General features: G+C 41.8%; 11 protein-coding genes. 5 read left to right on the top strand and 6 right to left on the bottom strand.

The annotated features are described in order from the left end of the window. Positions 1 to 148 precede the first annotated feature (148 nt). From HUN01_RS11920 to HUN01_RS11910, 3 genes are all read left to right on the top strand, one after another. On the top strand, positions 149 to 3,307 hold the full coding sequence (locus tag HUN01_RS11920) for a tetratricopeptide repeat protein (protein WP_181931443.1): 3,159 nt from the start codon (positions 149 to 151) through the stop codon (positions 3,305 to 3,307). 151 nt (positions 3,308 to 3,458) lie between these two features. Beyond that, the gene (locus HUN01_RS11915) at positions 3,459 to 3,860 is read left to right on the top strand and encodes a hypothetical protein (protein ID WP_181931442.1); all 402 of its coding nucleotides are present in this window, start codon (positions 3,459 to 3,461) and stop codon (positions 3,858 to 3,860) included. Then, the gene (locus HUN01_RS11910; protein ID WP_181931441.1) at positions 3,853 to 5,256 is read left to right on the top strand and encodes a hypothetical protein; all 1,404 of its coding nucleotides are present in this window, start codon (positions 3,853 to 3,855) and stop codon (positions 5,254 to 5,256) included. Before HUN01_RS11915 ends, HUN01_RS11910 begins: the two co-directional genes overlap by 8 nt. Positions 5,257 to 5,341: 85 nt before the next feature. Here HUN01_RS11910 and HUN01_RS11905 read toward each other — a convergent pair whose 3' ends face one another. The 3 genes from HUN01_RS11905 to HUN01_RS11895 form a co-directional block, all read right to left on the bottom strand. Next, complete coding sequence (locus HUN01_RS11905; protein ID WP_181931440.1) at positions 5,342 to 6,325, bottom strand: RNA polymerase sigma factor, RpoD/SigA family; 984 nt, start codon at positions 6,323 to 6,325, stop codon at positions 5,342 to 5,344. Between the two features lie 558 nt (positions 6,326 to 6,883). After that, entirely contained in the window at positions 6,884 to 8,614 is a 1,731-nt protein-coding gene (locus tag HUN01_RS11900; RefSeq protein ID WP_181932662.1) for a helicase HerA domain-containing protein, read from the bottom strand. 95 nt (positions 8,615 to 8,709) lie between these two features. Beyond that, positions 8,710 to 9,504 carry a glutathione S-transferase family protein gene (locus tag HUN01_RS11895; RefSeq protein WP_181931439.1) on the bottom strand — a complete coding sequence of 265 codons (795 nt, stop codon included), beginning with the start codon at positions 9,502 to 9,504 and terminating at the stop codon, positions 8,710 to 8,712. Between the two features lie 737 nt (positions 9,505 to 10,241). Here HUN01_RS11895 and HUN01_RS11890 point away from each other — a divergent pair. Further along, positions 10,242 to 11,060: a fasciclin domain-containing protein gene (locus HUN01_RS11890; RefSeq protein ID WP_181931438.1), complete on the top strand. Its 819-nt coding sequence runs from the start codon at positions 10,242 to 10,244 to the stop codon at positions 11,058 to 11,060. Positions 11,061 to 11,526: 466 nt separating this feature from the next. Here the strand turns inward: HUN01_RS11890 and hemL are convergent, their stop codons facing one another. Next, positions 11,527 to 12,825 (bottom strand): glutamate-1-semialdehyde 2,1-aminomutase, encoded by a 1,299-nt coding sequence (gene hemL, locus HUN01_RS11885; RefSeq protein ID WP_181931437.1) that lies wholly within the window; start codon positions 12,823 to 12,825, stop codon positions 11,527 to 11,529. Positions 12,826 to 13,199: 374 nt separating this feature from the next. On the opposite strand from hemL, the gene hisIE reads away from it, so the two are divergent. Then, positions 13,200 to 13,850, top strand: coding sequence for a bifunctional phosphoribosyl-AMP cyclohydrolase/phosphoribosyl-ATP diphosphatase HisIE (gene hisIE / locus HUN01_RS11880; RefSeq protein WP_069071976.1), 651 nt, complete (start codon positions 13,200 to 13,202; stop codon positions 13,848 to 13,850). Between the two features lie 115 nt (positions 13,851 to 13,965). Here hisIE and HUN01_RS11875 read toward each other — a convergent pair whose 3' ends face one another. Together HUN01_RS11875 and HUN01_RS11870 are read right to left on the bottom strand one after the other, a co-directional pair. Continuing rightward, positions 13,966 to 14,859, bottom strand: a complete 894-nt coding sequence (locus HUN01_RS11875) for a phosphotransferase family protein (RefSeq protein ID WP_238846201.1) — start codon at positions 14,857 to 14,859, stop codon at positions 13,966 to 13,968. 161 nt (positions 14,860 to 15,020) lie between these two features. Beyond that, a complete protein-coding gene (locus tag HUN01_RS11870; protein ID WP_238846199.1) occupies positions 15,021 to 16,280 on the bottom strand; it encodes an MFS transporter in 1,260 nt (419 codons plus the stop codon). Positions 16,281 to 16,723 lie beyond the last annotated feature (443 nt).

Raw genomic sequence — 16,723 nt, 5'->3', positions numbered from 1 at the left:
CATCGGCTTGCAAAAATTAACTCACTTTACTTTTACCTTATCTTCTCAGTCCCAATCTCCAATTAAAAAAATTATACTTTCGCACCCCACTTTTTTTCAGTAAAATTGCTAAGATACACAACAACAAAAGCAATATATGGTTGCGGCAATGCTCAAGCAGCTCTGGCAGTGGCTCAAGAGGTCTTTTCAGCGTTTATTTGGCAACAAGCAGACTCCTCCTTTAAAAGAACAGACAAAAGTAGAACCACCGAAACAACTAACAGATGCGGAGTATGAATTGTTGTTTCTCCAGTTGTTGACAGAGATCAATGATGGTTTGAGTAGAGGAGGAGCAAAAGGTTTTTTGGTTGCAAAACGCATCAATGAGACTCGTTTGGTGGAGTGGTTGCAAGGTTTTGGCGAAGGATTGTTAGCTTCATCTATACCAAATGATGAGTTAGCAACGCGAATGGTGCGGCTGGGTAAGTTGAGTATCGGGGAAGTTAGTATTGTTGCTTATGATATTGGGAGGCGCTTGGGAGGAGGAACGAACCACAAAGGCGCAGAGGACACAAGAGAAGAAGAAAAGAGAGAAGAAGCGATTAAAGCTTTGTTTGTCGTAGGCTATAAAAAGTACGAGTCTGGTGAATTTGAAGCGGCTTTGTCCTTCTTTAAGCGCACTTTTGCTCTCCTATCTATAGATGTAAATGACGATGATGTCGCTTCCGTAGGCTGGGAATTTCGTGGTATCGCGCAGGATAATTTAGGGGAATTTGAAGAAGCGATCGCATCTTTTGACAGTGCCCTAAAAATCAAACCCGATAACCACGAAGCTTGGTTCAACCGGGGTGTAGCGCTGGGTAAATCAGGGCAACATGAAGAAGCGATCGCATCCTTTGACAGTAGCCTCAAAATCGAACCTGACTTCCACCAAGCTTGGATTGGCCGGGGTGTGGCGCTGGAGAAATTGGAGCGATTTGAAGAATCGATCGCATCTTTTGACAGTGCCCTAAAAATCAAACCTGACGACCACGAAGCTAGGTACAACCGGGGTTTGACGCTGGAGAAATTAGGGCAACATGAAGAAGCGATCACATCTTTTGACAGTCCTATCAAAATCAAACCTGACGACCACGAAGCTTGGTACAACCGGGGTAATACGTTGATGGATTTAGGGCGATTTGAAGAAGCGATCGCATCCTTTGGCAAAGCCCTCAAAATCAAGCCCGACGATCACTTAACTTGGTACAACCAGGGTTTATCGCTTGGTAAAATAGGGCGATTTGAAGAAGCGATCGCATCTTTCAGCAAAGCCCTCAAGCTCAAACCCGACGATCACAAAGCTTGGATTGGCCAGGGTGTGGCGCTGGGTAAAGTATCGCTGCGTAAATTAGGACACCATGAAGAAGCGATCGCATCCTTCGATAATGCCCTCAGAATCAAGCCCGACGACCACGAAGCTTGGATTAACCGGGGATTTGCCACAAGAAACGGAACTGGAGAGAGGACAGATTTCTCTTTCATATTTACTTTAGCTAATGCAGCAGCACCCAACCTCGCTTTAAAATTTAACAATCTTGATTTAAACAAGCGTGGCTATGAGGGTGAATTGGCAAGCTACGAGGAAGGGTTGAAGCATTGTCAGCAAGACACCCACTCAGAAGGTAGGGGCTTGTTGCATCAAAGGATAGGTGATGCTCATTACTTCCAAGCGCAAGGAAATTCTAATCCTCGCTATTTTTGGCGCAAAGCCGTCAACAGTTACAAAAAAGCACTACAAACTCTCACAGCAAAAGATTTTCCTGAATTACATCTAAAAATTTTAGAAGATTTAATTCGCGTCCAGTTGGATTTGAGGGAAACAACCGAAGCTATAGAACTCCAACGACAGGGTACTGATTTATTGCGGCACTTATTATTAAATGAATCAAATCGCTATGATAAAAGTAAAAAACAACTAGCTCTGAAATTTGCCTGGATTCAACAATTAACTGTTGATTTAGCTGTGCAGTCTGGAGATTTGCTGCAAGCGATTGAATTAGCAGAAGAGGGCAAAAATACTTGCTTGCGTTGGCTTTTGGATGGATGGAGTGATGAAAGTTCATCTCTGAGTTATTCAGAAATGCAACAACTACTTAATCCCTCAACTGCTATTATTTACTGGCATCTCAGCCCTCACGCCCTACACACTTTCATTCTTAAACACAACGCATCATCACCGATTGTCTTGGGAGAAACCGAGTTTGTGACTCAAGCGCAACGTTTACAAAATTTTGAAGGCTGGGTGAAAAATTGGAATGAACAATACGCCGATTATCGAGACAAGGCAAAAGACGAACAAAGCCACAAAAACCAACCTTGGCGACAGTTGATGCCAGAGAAACTTCAAGAGTTGAAAAATATCCTCTATATTTCTGCTATTCAAGAAGAATTAAACGGCATCACAAATTTAATTCTCATTCCTCATCGTGATTTGCACCGCTTACCACTCCATGCAATATTTACAGATAACTTCACCATTACCTATTTGCCTAGCGCCCAAATAGGTATTACCTTACAAAGGTTAAAGCAAACAAATCTCCGAGCAATTGGTGAATTGCCCCTATTGAGTGTAGAACATCCCGACAGTGAAGATTTTTCTATTTTGCCTCATGCAGAAATCGAATCTGCTGCTATTACCCAGCTATTCCAAAACCCTACGCCCAAGCGAATTTCTGGAGAAGCTGTGACGAATACCACACTTAAAGCAGCCCTAAAAGATAGTTACAGTATTTTTCACTTTACAGGACATAGCACCTATAACTTCGATAATCCTAAAAAATCTGCTTTGGCTCTTAGTGCCAAAGAGTTTCTGACTTTAGAGGAAATTTGCAATATTGAGAGCCTCAAAGGATATCAACTAGTTAGCCTTTCATCTTGTGAAACTGCTATCACTAGCAACCAAACTATCACTGCTGAATATGTTGGTTTAGTCAGTGCCTTTCTCTATCAGGGCGTTACCGATGTTGTTAGCACATTATGGACTGTGACTGACGATGCTAGTTGTTTTTTGATGATTTACTTTTACTGGCAAATAAAGAAAGGCAAAACACCAGCAGTTGCCCTCAATAAAGCAACAAAATGGTTACGTAATTTAACATTTAGTCAACTCGAAAGAATTTATCGAGTAATCTTGGCTAAGTTACCATCAAATGAAACAACTCTCCGTCCTTTTATCAGAAGAAAACTCAATCAAATTAGTCAAATGGAGCTATCAGAGAAGAAACAGCAACGTTTTAAACATCCTTACTATTGGGCAGCTTTCACAATTACTGGTGGATATAATTGATTTTTGATGCAATGTGGAAAAATCAACAAAAAACCTAACCACCGAGCAAGCGGAAAGGGAGAAAATTCAAAGTCTCTACCCTTTTATGGGAGAGGTTTGGAGAGAGGTTTCCTTGATAAGACTCACGTGTATATAATCATTTCAAAAACCTATGAAGCCTAACAACATAATTACTCTGACAGTCTTCCTGACTGCCCTCAAACAATTGGATGAACCTTTGCCAGAAAACATCCAAACTCAGCTAAATGATATTAGTAAAGGCTTAATAACCGATCCTGATAGTATTGGAAATTTAGACACGATCGCAGAAAGTTACCCACCCTTAGATAAAATTTATCAAATAGAATTTGCGAGAATTGAAGAAAATTCTAGCGAATGTAATAGAGGTGGATCACCTCTACCTTTACCAACTGAACAAACTGCGGAATTAACGAACGCAGTATTTAATGTTTTTAGTAACAATAATTCGGTAGCTGCTGCAAAGATAGCTGTAAAACCAAATCTTCTCCAAAGGGTTTGGGACTTCATTAATGGCAGAATAGAAAATGAATGAGAAAATTATTTATCCCAGTATTGATTTATTCCTCTACGATTTAAAAGATGGTTTAGGAGAAGATGAGACAAAAATCAACGGGAATTGCCAAGATTTTTGTCGGAAAATATATGGCGATTTAAAGAAAGCAAGCTTTCAGGAAAAGTACCAAGAATTCCTGAAGCATAAAAATAATGGTGGAGATGTAATTGAGTTGCTCGGTAAAGCCCAAAAAAGAGGCTTTCCATCACCTCTAGATGGCTATTATTATCCGCTGCAAATTGGTGATACTTACGCGCTGCAAGTTGACTATTCTGGTCAATTAGATGCTAACGGTGAGCCTAATTATGCTAATCAAGATATTGACAACGCACCTTTTAAGAAACTTAAAGAAGAAATTACTAATCGCTTATCTCAGCAAACAGGCACAATTGGACAAACGTGGTTACTTTGGGGAAAGCTAACGAATACTAAAACAGAGACAGAAGTTGAAGAGATAGCCAAAGAATGTTACACCAAAATTGTTAGTGATTACAAATGGCAAAGGGATTTTATTGGCAAGGGAAAGTTCCAAGAAGGTACGATTTTTGAATTGTGGTATTGTCCACAAAATTTAGGCGTAGATGGTAAAGAATTTTGGGATGAATTTAGAAAATCAAGCTATCACATCTTAATTTGGTTGTTTCCTGAACATATTTCACCAGATGAGATGAGCAAACAAGTACAAAATGTATATTATGATTTATTACGTTTATGGCAATATCGTCATAAAGTAGTTTGGTCATATTATCAAAGTCGCTATCAAAAACAGATTCTCAAAAAAGAATATATCGAAATTCAACCATCGATTAACCAGACAATCGAATTACCAAAGTTACTGCAAACCAACAGCTTAAAATTAAGTAAACTCCAAGAAACTCTCACAAATAATTTAATCAACTTATCAGACTACACGATTGCCTTAAACTATCTAGAAAATCAAAGTCGCATAATTCCATTAAACTTAGAAAATTATAAATCTCATTTAGCAGACATCGAGGCAAAATATACAAGTAGCGACTTAGAGTTTCTCAAAAAGTTTAGCGAAAGTGAATTTTATGGCAAAAAATATCAGCGACAAGTAGAAGCAGATTATGCGATTCTCAGCCCTGGATTAACCTTGCTGCAAAATCTCAATAACACCATCCAAGGTATTATCGACCTAGAGCAAACCAAAAGCGATCGCACTCTCAATACAACTATAGCGATCGCAGGTGTTGGACTCGCTACCAGCCAAATAGCCTCCGCCGTCATTCTCGCCCAGCCTAACGATTATCAACAACATCTCCGCTTTCGGGCTGAAGTTTTTGGGTGGAGTGTAGGCATAGGTGTCTTTTTTGCTGTACTAATCTTTATTGGCCTCCGCTTTCGCCGCTAAGTTTTCCGCAAAAAAAATCGCCCCCTAAATTCAGGAGGCGCATCACCAAGGTGGTGTAGAGACGCGGGATTTCGCGTCTCTGGTTTTAACTAGCAACGTATTCTTTAACATTGGCACGACGGCGACGCAGATGAGCCAAAGCTTGATGCTCTAACTGGCGCACACGTTCACGGCTGAGATTCAATCTCTCACCTACTTTCGCCAATGACATTTCGTTACCATCTTCTAAACCAAAGCGTAAAGCTACAACTTCTCGCTGTTGCGGTGTTAGTTCTGCTAGCAGGTTGTTCAAGTCTTGGCGTAAGAATTCCTGGTTGGTGTAATACTCTGGTGATGGGCCGTTATCTTCGAGCATTTCTTGCAACTCAGTATCCTGGTTATCGCCAACTTTAACATCCAAAGACACTGGTTGACGCGCCATATTCAGGTACTCCCGAATCTGAGCAGGTTCGAGTTCCAGTTCTTTGGCAATTTCCGCTGGAGTCGGCGATCGCCCCAAGGTTTGAGCCAACTCGCGTTGCACTTTTTTGATTTTGTTCAGTTTCTCGGTAATATGGATGGGTAAGCGGATAGTACGACCTTGTTGAGCGATCGCACGGGTAATCGCTTGGCGAATCCACCAGTAAGCATAAGTCGAGAATTTATAACCCCTCATTGGGTCAAATTTCTCCACACCCCGCTCTAATCCTAGTGTTCCTTCCTGGATTAAATCCAGAAACTCCATATTCCGCTTTTGGTACTTTTTAGCAATAGCAACAACCAAGCGCAAATTCGCTTCGATCATTTTTTGCTTTGCCCGCTTACCTTGCGCCACAGTTTGTTGGATCTCGGTTTCCGATTTTTGAACGTGATCAGCCCACTCTTGTGAACTCGGTTCGCGTTGCAACTTCTTCGCCAAAGCTTCCTTGGCGTCAATGAGCGTCATCATTTGTTGCACCTGCTTCCCAAAGACAATTTCTTGCTCACGGGTTAGTAGTGCTACACGACCAATTTCTCGCAGATAGGTTCGCACCATATCAGCCGTGAATTTGGTGTTGAGGTTTTCCGTTTGGGTATTGACAGTAGGCATTGGTGCGATGTCCTCTACTCCGTAAATAAAATGTATGTTTTCTTACTAAAATGGGTTGGAAAAAGTAGTACATCTATCACGAAATATCGGGAGCTACCAAAAGCAATTAATCAATTGATACAGCCGTTGTTAAGACGGTAAGCTCCCAATGATAGGTTCCCCTACCTTTCCTAAATTTTCAATCTAATCTTTTATAAGCACACTGGTTGTTTTGGAGAATTCTTCTTTTGGGCAGTTATGGTAACTGGTAAATCCGAAGTCGGTATGAGTTCTACTTAGCTTTATAGTACGATAAATCAGGCAGATAGTAAAGTATCTTAAGATAAAGCCCGTAATTATAATTCAAAATTGCCCGTTTGCAAAAAAATTAAACTTCCTTGAAATTACTGACTATATCTATAGTGACGCCAAAAACCCCTCTTCTGTTGCCAAAAACTAGCCGGATAACCGAACTTAATTTGCTGTCAGTATGGAGGGATGTTACGAATTAGTCATTGGTCATTGGTCATTGGTCATTGGTTGTTTGCAAATGACAAATGACAACTGACAAATGACAATCTAGAAACCAAGGTCAGCTTTGGCTAGTTCAGCCGCTGCGAATACTTCTGCGTCAGGTTTTTCTTCCCAGGCTGGCTCACCAATTTCTTCGTAAAAAGTTGCGTCATAAGGCCGGGTACGCACTACTACTGGCATAGGAACAGCGTGACCCAATATTAAAGCTTGTTGCTTCGAGTCTAACTTTGCCAACACCGATCGCAGTCCGCTACCACCAGATACACCTGTAAAAATTGCGTCAATGTCTTTTTCATCATTCAACAAAGCGGTAATGCGAGTCCCGATCTGGGACATAACTTCATTATCTATGCCCGACGGACGTTGATCAACTACCAAAAGTGTGACAAAGTACTTTCGCAATTCACGAGCAATAGTCCCAAAGATTGTACTTTGTACGATCGCTGGATCAAGAAAACGGTGCGCCTCTTCAATGGTAATCATCAATGGTGTGGGGCGATCGTTAGGATTTTTGCTTTGCAAAAATTTATCTGCTTTCTTGACGTAATGCTCATGAATCCGCCTGGTGATCATGTTTGTCACCAACATATAAGAGAGCATATTAGACTGGGAACCAAATTCTATCACAACATTCTTCCCAGATTCCAGACACTGGACAATTTTACTAATGTAATTCTGTGGGCAAACTGCTCGCATATACTTCAAGCTATCCATCCGCAAGAGTTTGCGCTGCAATGCCATAATCGAGCCTTTGTGTCCGCGCTTCTCGTCGCAGAACATCTCGATTTCTTCGTTAGTCATATTTAGCAACTGGACAATCCAAGACTTGCCAAATTCGCTATATAGAATATTGGCGTTATCTAAGGCTGCGTCAGAGAGTCCTAAATCTCGACTACATAATTTAATATCTTCAACTTCAATTTGCTCATAACTCAAATAAAGTTCTTGAGCATCACGCACACCCCGGCGCTTTGTCGATTCCGGGTCGAGAGTGTAAACTTCAACCTTACTAGGAAATAATTGCTTTAGTCCCTTAACAGTATTGACATTCTTACCTTCTGCAACAGCTTCCCAGCCATACTCAGAGTGCATATCAAAAATCAAATTTACTGCCGCATTTTTACGGATAACACCAGCTAAAAGTAACCGTGTCAGAAAGGATTTACCAGTACCAGATTTTCCAAAAACCCCATTACTCCGTTCCACAAAGCGGTTTAAATCGATACAAACGGGCACATCCATATCCAAAGGTTTGCCGATGGAAAAATTACGCCTTTGGGGGTCATCTTCCCAACCAAATACCCGACGAAAATCGTCAACACTGGCTTCGTAAACTTGACTAAAGTGGCTAGGAATAGTTTTAACAGGTAACAATTCCATCGTTGTGCTGGTTTGTGGCACAAATGAAGCCAAACCCTTCACTGATGGGAGAAAGGGATTTGCCGATTTGCCATTTGTTGGAGAGAAAGATTCTTCAGATTCGGGAGTGAACATCAACATCGGCGCGAGGTTGATAGTACCATAAGTACCGCTTCCGGCTAAAACATCTCGTAAAAAAGTGTCTTCCCAACTGGGGGGATTAGCAATAATTCTTGCATTAGCGGCTCCCAATGCTACATCTGTCAGCATACAAAAAAAACGCGATCGCATCCCTTGGACAACGAGAAATTTACCTACTCGCATATCTTCCACAGAAATGTCAGGATGCAATCGTACTTCTAAACCTTCAGTTAGAGAACCTTGAATGACCGAACCTAATGGCTGTCCCGAATTCATCTGATTAGTCATTTGTCATTTGTCATTTGTCATTGGTCATTGGTCATTTGTCATTCTCTACCTATGCCCCATGCCCCATGCCCCATGCCCATTATCTAATCAATCTGAATCGAAGTTGGCGCACTCCCTGTTGCTGAAGTAGTACTGATTAATGGTCTGCGGAATTGGGCGTAAAGGCGATCGCGCCAGGTAAAGAATGGTTCATAATCTATATTCTCTGAAAATATTGGTAATCCTTTACCTCTGATAGAAGCTGGTAAATCCAGATAGGGGCCAGAGGGAAACTTTAGCAATATCGATAATCCGGCTACTGCCAAGTCAGCTAAAGTCGGCTCATCTCCTGTTAAATAAGGACTATCTGCCAATAATAATGTTAAGGCTTCCAAGTCTTGTTTTAAAGATGCGATCGCTGACTGAATCACATCTGGGCTGTAACCTACGCCAAAACCCAACACTGTCAGTAAGTCGCTAGGTACTCCTCCAACTAGACTTTTAAATATATCTGGTGTTGAGGTGGGTAATAAAGACTTACGGAAATTTTGATCTTGACTTACGGCTGCAAATAGTGCTTTGCGACCTTTAATGCCTATGGACTCATCAGCCCATTCTTCTATTAATAAAGTTAAACCGCGTTTTTTAGGATCTTGCGGTATTATTGGGCGATCGGGGTACTCTAAGTCTAAATACTTAGCTATTTCCGTAGAATCCGCAATGTATCTATTACGATCCTTTAATACTGGGACTTGTTTCTGACCAGTCAGCCGGAACAGTTCTACCTGTCCAATCCCAGGCGTTACTTCTATTTTGCGGTAATCTAGTCCTTTAAAATCTAGAATTAGGCGCACTTTCTCTGAGTATTGAGAGAGTTCCCATTGGTATAATTCCAGCATATTGTATACCTTGTAACTGCTCAACTTTGTTAACTTTAACAATTGTATCTTTAGTTAAAGTAATTTGTATTGGCGTTAGTTGCTTAGTTGTCTATTTAATTGACATCAGCGTTGAACGGATGCCTGATTTTTGGCAAAATTATCGATTAAAAAAATATTATTTTCTAATTGATTCAAATATCAAATAATTAAATTATTTAATTCGGCATACATAAATAAACCTAACCCCTCAGTCGCAAGTCTTCAGTCGTTAGTTGAATTTCTGTCACCGTCGGACTATTGAGATATTTAGGTAATTAATTTCTGTACTTTTGTTGAATAATCAATGATTAATTCAGAGATATAGCCTTCTTGCATCTGGGATGCAGGATTTGTGAAACTACTATTTTACGTACAGATTTGTATATAAATTGGCTTTTAAGTAGAATCTTTCTCCAAGCCTATTGTAATTCATAACTTGTAGATGTAAGATTTTCACACTTTCTTATATCTGACGCTACACCAATGGGGCTTTTTAACTACTTATTTGGTGTCATTGAGAAAATTTGCTCAATTTATATAAAAAATATGCTAGATATGTTTCATACATGTGAGCGTGAGCCGGAGTTAGATATTTTACCTCACCAGCACAAATTATTCTGGTGAAAAATCTTACTTCCCTCTTGGGTTAGATTTTGTGCCTAGCAAAATGTTATAAATCTTTATGTAATGTGTGGACAAAAAGACAAACAAAATTTATGAAGACAAATTACACCAAATTGCTGACTACGTTAGCAGGCATAGCGGGATTTACTAGTTTCAGCGTCCTCACTACTTTACCATCTGATGCGAAATCGGCACTAAATCCTAATCCTAGTATTTTCAACGAAGCCCCTTATAACCAGGGACAACGCCTTCAAGCAAACGCTCAATACACACCTGCTGAGGCTACTTCCGAAGTACAAAAGGGTAATACCAAACGCCAACAAATAGCACAGAATAGTGGTGGAACGCTAAATCCCAGACCAAGTATTTTTAACGAGCCTCCTTATAACCGTGGTGGTGCTACACCTAGTGAACCTACACCCCGCACCCCACGTCCTGGAACTCAACCGACTACACCGACTACTCCACCGGCACCAGGGGCAACCGACAATCAAGGCAAAAATTTGTTAGCGTTGGCAGAGTCAAACGCTTCTTTTACAACTTTAACCAAGGCTTTGAAAGCAGCAGGATTAACTGGAGCTTTGCAAGGCACAGATAACTTGACTATTTTTGCACCCACTGATGCAGCTTTTGCCAAGTTGCCACAAGATGCTTTGCAAGAATTGTTAAAACCAGATAACAAAGAAGTGTTGCTCAAGATTTTAACTTACCATGTAGTATCTGGTAAGGTATTGTCCACTGATTTGAAGTCTGGCGAAGTTAAAAGCCTTGAAGGTGGTGCAATCAATGTTAAAGTTGATCCTGCTACTGGTGTAACTGTTAATGATGCTAGAGTGACACAGGCAGATATCACAGGCAGCAACGGTGTAATTCACGCAATTGATCAGGTGATTTTGCCTCCTGACTTGTAGTTTTGAAATCATAGTGCAACCTTTAGTAGATTAGGTTGGCATCAAATCTTAATAGGAAAAAATCCCGTTCAGATGGTAATTTTGGACGGTTTTTTTTGTAAATATCTGCTGCGAGTCAGTCAGGGAGGCGGCAACCCCAACAAGGGGCGTTCCCAGTCTCCGACTGGGAACGAGGTAATGTTTCAAAGCATTCTCGTTTACTAACTTTCACCTGGTCGCGGCGAGGCGTCCCCCACTATACCTTTATGTTAGTGGCGCGATGTTCGCCGCTCCGGGACTGGGGACTGGGAAAACATTCTAAAATTTGGGAGGGGTTAAAGCCCCGAACATCATTTTTCGTTTGATGACCGAATCCCCAATCCCTAATCCCCAGTCCCCAGTCCCTTTGACGTTAAGTTGACACCAATGAGTACTGCTGTGCGACTAACATGTGCTGCATCCAAACGAGAACTGCTATTGATTCACATCACAGGCTAGACATTACATCCCTTGCTACTGCTAAAGTCTGATCAATATCCTCTTCGGTGTGAGCAAAAGATGTAAACCCAGCTTCAAATTGAGAAGGTGCTAAGTAAATACCATGCTCTAACATACCCCGATGAAAGCGTCCAAATTTTGCTGTATCAGACTTTTTCGCATCTTCGTAGTTATGAACTGGGCCAGAGGTAAAGAATAAGCCAAACATCGCGCTGATTTGACCACCACAAACTGCATGACCAGTCTCTTTAGCGATTTGCAACAAACCATCTGCTAGCTTTTTAGTAATCCGGTCAAGATACTCATAAGTACCTGGCTTTTGCAGCAATTCTAAAGTCTTAATACCAGCAGTCATCGCCAAAGGATTACCAGAAAGTGTCCCAGCTTGATATACGGGACCTGCGGGGGCAACCATTGACATGATATCTCGACGACCACCATAAGCTCCCACTGGCAAACCACCACCAATCACCTTACCCAAGGTGGTTAAATCGGGTGTGACACCAAATTTTTCCTGAGCGCCACCGTAAGCAATGCGGAATCCGGTCATCACTTCGTCAAATACTAATAATGCTCCATACTCGTGCGTCAGTTCCCGTAATCCTTCTAGGAACCCAGCATCAGGCGCAATAAACCCAGCATTGCCGACGACTGGCTCAAGAATGACGCCAGCAATCTCGTCGCGGTTTTCTTCAAACAAGGCTTTGACGGATTCTAGGTCATTGAAAGGCGCGGTTAGAGTAGTGCTAGTTGCCGATTTAGGTACTCCCGGTGAGTCTGGCAAGCCAAGTGTGGCAACACCAGAACCCGCCTTCACTAGAAACGCATCGGCGTGTCCGTGGTAGCAACCTTCAAACTTGATGATTTTCTCCCGTTTTGTAAAAGCCCGCATTAACCGCAAAACTCCCATACAGGCTTCAGTTCCCGAATTGACAAATCTAACCATTTCGATGCTAGGAACGGCATCGATAACCATTTCTGCCAAAACATTTTCGAGGACTGAGGGAGCGCCGAAACTGGTGCCTTTTTCTAAAGCTTCATGCAATGCTGCAATGACTTCTGGATGAGCATGACCACAAATAGCTGGCCCCCAGGTGCCTACATAGTCTATGTATTGGTTGCCATCTATATCCCAAATATATGCACCTTTAACACGATCAAATACAATGGGTTGTCCACCCACAGATTTAAAGGCACGAACAGGAGAACTGACTCCTCCTGGCATCAGGTTTTGAGCGGCGGCGAAGACTTCTTGTGATTTTGTTGTTTTAATTGTGGTATTTACCAAAGTTCTCTCCTAACAGTGGGCAATAAAAAGCTCTATCTTAGGATAGGGTCAAACAGTGCTTAGAATTTCTATCCTATAAAATTAGCTGAACCATAAAAATAACAATATGTTATGCAAGTCGAATGAAGACTTGACGGAAACAGAATTCAGGAGTCAGGAGCCAGAATTCAGAATGAAGACGCTCATTCTGACTCCTGAATTCTTCTTCAAGATTTAAGGCATAATCAGGATTTTTGGCAGCCTTTATGATTGCATCAGTCTAAGAGTGTGTCACAGCTAGATAATATAGTTCAATTAAAAAAACATACCAGTTGACCTATTCTGAATGGTATCGTGAATCCATAAGTTATTCTCATTAGAACAAACTAGCTGGTATGTCTTCTAACGATTTGCGCTCACTGCATTACACTATCCCTGTTGAGAAAATTCGCTACGATGAACGGGGTCTGGTGCCTGCAATTGTCCAAGACTATCTCGATGGTACTGTCTTGATGATGGCGTGGATGAATCAGGAGTCGTTACAAAAGACTTTGGAAACTGAAGAAACTTGGTTTTGGAGCCGTTCCCGGCAAGAGTTGTGGCACAAGGGGGCGACTTCCGGGCATCTTCAAAAGGTGCAGAGTATCCGTTATGACTGTGATAGTGATGCGTTGCTCATTGGGGTAGAGCAATTAGGAGACATTGCCTGTCACACTGGAGAGCGCAGTTGTTTCCACCAAATAGAAGGGAAAATTGCTGCACCACCAGGGGATACATTGTCGCAATTGTTTCAAATAATATGCGATCGCCGCGATCATCCGACTGAAAGTTCTTATACCTGTAAACTATTTGCAGGTGGTGATAACAAAATTTTGAAAAAGATTGGTGAGGAAACCGCTGAGGTGGTAATGGCCTTTAAAGATGATGAAGCAGATGCGATCGCAGGCGAAGTGGCTGATTTGCTATATCATACTTTGGTTGCCCTAGCTCACCATCAAGTTGATTTAAAATCGGTGTATCGCAAGTTGCAAGAACGTCGTCAATAAAGAATATAAGCAAATGAATGAGCGAGTCGGGGAATGTGTAGATAAAAACTTTTTCCCCAACTTTGACAGTCTCTAGAATTAAACAAGCGTGCCATTTATTATTGGCTATGGCAGGTTAACTTAAGCGTGTACCTAAAGGTTGAACCTCTCTGGCTAAACCAATATGTGCCAATGACAATGAGATATGGTTAAACTTCACTCCAGCCAAAGCCCACTGAAGTTCAAGTGTCCCCACCCAGAAACGCGCCCGGTCGATGACATCTGGTAACATTGGATAGTCGCTTTCCATACGCCGCACAATACTTTCTCCGTAATTACCGAGTTGCACTGCAATATCACAAGCTGCATCTCCCAACCCAGCCGTACCAAAATCAATTAGACCGCTGATGCTTTCTGAAATCGGGTCAAATAGAATGTGATACACTGGCTTGTCGCCATCTATCAGTACGCGTGTGTAGTTGAGGTCAAGTTCACCTGTAATTACGGGCGCAAAATGTTCATGTATCCAAGTTTGCTGATGACGCCACAAGTGAGGAAAGAGAGTTTCCTGAACTTGCTCATACAATTGCAACCAATCTTCACGCGAACGTTCTGCATCAGATGAAGATACTCCAGCATTAACTAAAACTTCATAGGGGATGCTGTGCAATTGCTGATGAAATCTGGCTAGTTGGGCGATGATATGCAGTTGTGATGCTTCACTCAGCTTCAGCAATGTGTTACGAGATAGCGGTTCACCTTTAATAAATCTGTAGCAAGCAAAGCCTTCTTCCAGGTGTTCAAAGTGTGGAACTCGCAGTTCAACATACTTTTGCACCACTTCCAACACCTTAGCTTCATGGGAAAGTACCTGTTTTCCCCAGTCATCTTTGGCAAAGCGACATACTAGTTCGTGATTAACAATCACCACATCGTTAACCATTCCATCTTGATTAAAGTCAAGATGGTCAAGAGAGATATTGGGATAGACAGCACGAATTTTTTCGAGATACGAGGAAGGAATGTTCACAGTAAATCCTGACACCATCACAACAAACAAAAATCAAAATTTATCGGACTTTTAGCCGATCGCAGCGACTTATAATGATTTGGCTGTTTGTTGTATCAACGTACCACTGTGATTTCACTCCCTAAAAATTGCTAAACATAAGCATAGTAACATTTTGGTGATTAATCAGCCAAAATTCGATTGAGGTACTGTAAAATTACCACAGCGATCGCTACACTCAAGATGAAGCCTAGCCAGTAACCATTAGTAATAATTTGTGGTTGATCTAATGCCCATCCACCCAAGGGATGACCAATAAAAGAGCCAACAGCCCAGCACAAAGCATTAATGGAGAAATAGACGCCGCGCTGATTTTCCGGGGCTAAATCAGTCACTAAAGAAGCAGAAGATGGAGTATAGGAGACAATCGCTACAGCAAATACTCCTAATGCCAAAATTACCCAAACCAGATGATGAGATGTGGCTGTACCGCTTACCCAAATCAGTCCAAAACCAATTGCCCAGAAAATGGCAGAAACAGTGAGTGCGAGTGTATGAGAGCAGCGTTTTAAGATGCTGGTGACAGGTAACTGACAAACGATGGCGAACACCAGATGCCAAGCAAATAGTCCGCTAATGGTAGTTTCAGTAAATCCCGTGGCAGTACTTTCGACAAGGACAAAGTTTTTGAAGTAAAGCGGGAGGGTGCTGTGGATTTGAGAAATATAGATTGTAAAAAATATATTAACTGCTATGTAGACTAGGAAACGGCGATCGCTTAATACTGCCATCCAAGAAGCAAAATGTTCTGTCTTTTCAGATTCCTTTATTTGCTGTTGTTCCGTTTCAATAATTCCTACATAGACAACACCAAAAAATACCAGAAAAGAGATGGCATCAATGAAAAATAGCCATCGATAACTCCCAATGATCGCGATCAAAAACCCAGCAAGCACAATTCCGATCGCTAACCCCAGATTATCAGCTAGTCGAGCGATCGCAAAAGTTTCCCGACGATTGTCAATTTGGCTGGCGTCAGCAACCACAGCTTCAGCCGCCGGCCAATAGAAACCTATACCTAAACCGCTAATCAAGCTACCGATTACCAAAGAAGTGAAATTATTGGTTGTAGCTAAAACGAGAGAAGCAATTGCTGAAATCGCCGTCGCTAGCAATAAAGTGCGGCGGCGTCCCCAGTATCCAGAATCAGCCAAAGAACCACCCGCAATCCGCCCTACAACGCCGGAAATCGATGCGCTACCCAAGGCTACCCCCACACTGGTTGCGGATAAACCAAGTTGATTGACAAAAAAGATGGGGGCGTAAAACAGGGTACAGCCGGTGCCAACTTCCGAGAGAAATCTACCAATTGCGAAAATCCATACCTGGGGATGTATCGAAGGTAGCCACGATGACAACTGAGATTGAGAAGCTAATTTCATGAGTTTAAATGTCATAGCTTCGTGACATTTTTGTAATTCTTATCATTGGCTACAATTTTCCTCACTGATTCCACAGGGTTTCCACAGGGATTTTAACAGTTTTCCACAGGTGCTATACGAGCCAATAAGCTTCTTGCCGTCTGACTGGGGATTGTTAATTAACAGCAGCAAGGAACTTCAAGGACTGAGTTTTTGTAAAGCAAAGTAACAAAAAATAGGCTTAAAGCCTGATTGTTTCGTTCGTATTTATTTTTTATACAATCGTTTTTAACATTTCGCAGCATTGACAAACCCACCCCCTCTTGGCGCACAATGATTCGGCTTGCTTTTGTAATCCGTTCAACCGTCAGCATCAAATGTGTAAAATATATTACCGTTAGATGCAAGCGTAGATTGTCGGCTAGCGAAAGAGCGTGTGAGGTGGCCTAATTGCCGTTTCACCG

It is taken from the genome of Nostoc edaphicum CCNP1411 (assembly GCF_014023275.1).
GTDB lineage: Bacteria > Cyanobacteriota > Cyanobacteriia > Cyanobacteriales > Nostocaceae > Nostoc > Nostoc edaphicum_A.
This window is presented reverse-complemented; position numbering and strand designations above follow the sequence as displayed.

Coding starts and splice junctions, on each gene's coding strand:
- HUN01_RS11905 (WP_181931440.1), bottom strand. CDS start 6,325: ATGCCTACTGTCAATACCCAAACGGAAAACCTCAACACCAAATTCACG.
- HUN01_RS11890 (WP_181931438.1), top strand. CDS start 10,242: ATGAAGACAAATTACACCAAATTGCTGACTACGTTAGCAGGCATAGCG.
- HUN01_RS11910 (WP_181931441.1), top strand. CDS start 3,853: ATGAATGAGAAAATTATTTATCCCAGTATTGATTTATTCCTCTACGAT.
- HUN01_RS11900 (WP_181932662.1), bottom strand. CDS start 8,614: ATGAATTCGGGACAGCCATTAGGTTCGGTCATTCAAGGTTCTCTAACT.
- hisIE (WP_069071976.1), top strand. CDS start 13,200: ATGTCTTCTAACGATTTGCGCTCACTGCATTACACTATCCCTGTTGAG.
- HUN01_RS11915 (WP_181931442.1), top strand. CDS start 3,459: ATGAAGCCTAACAACATAATTACTCTGACAGTCTTCCTGACTGCCCTC.
- HUN01_RS11920 (WP_181931443.1), top strand. CDS start 149: ATGCTCAAGCAGCTCTGGCAGTGGCTCAAGAGGTCTTTTCAGCGTTTA.
- HUN01_RS11870 (WP_238846199.1), bottom strand. CDS start 16,280: ATGAAATTAGCTTCTCAATCTCAGTTGTCATCGTGGCTACCTTCGATA.
- HUN01_RS11895 (WP_181931439.1), bottom strand. CDS start 9,504: ATGCTGGAATTATACCAATGGGAACTCTCTCAATACTCAGAGAAAGTG.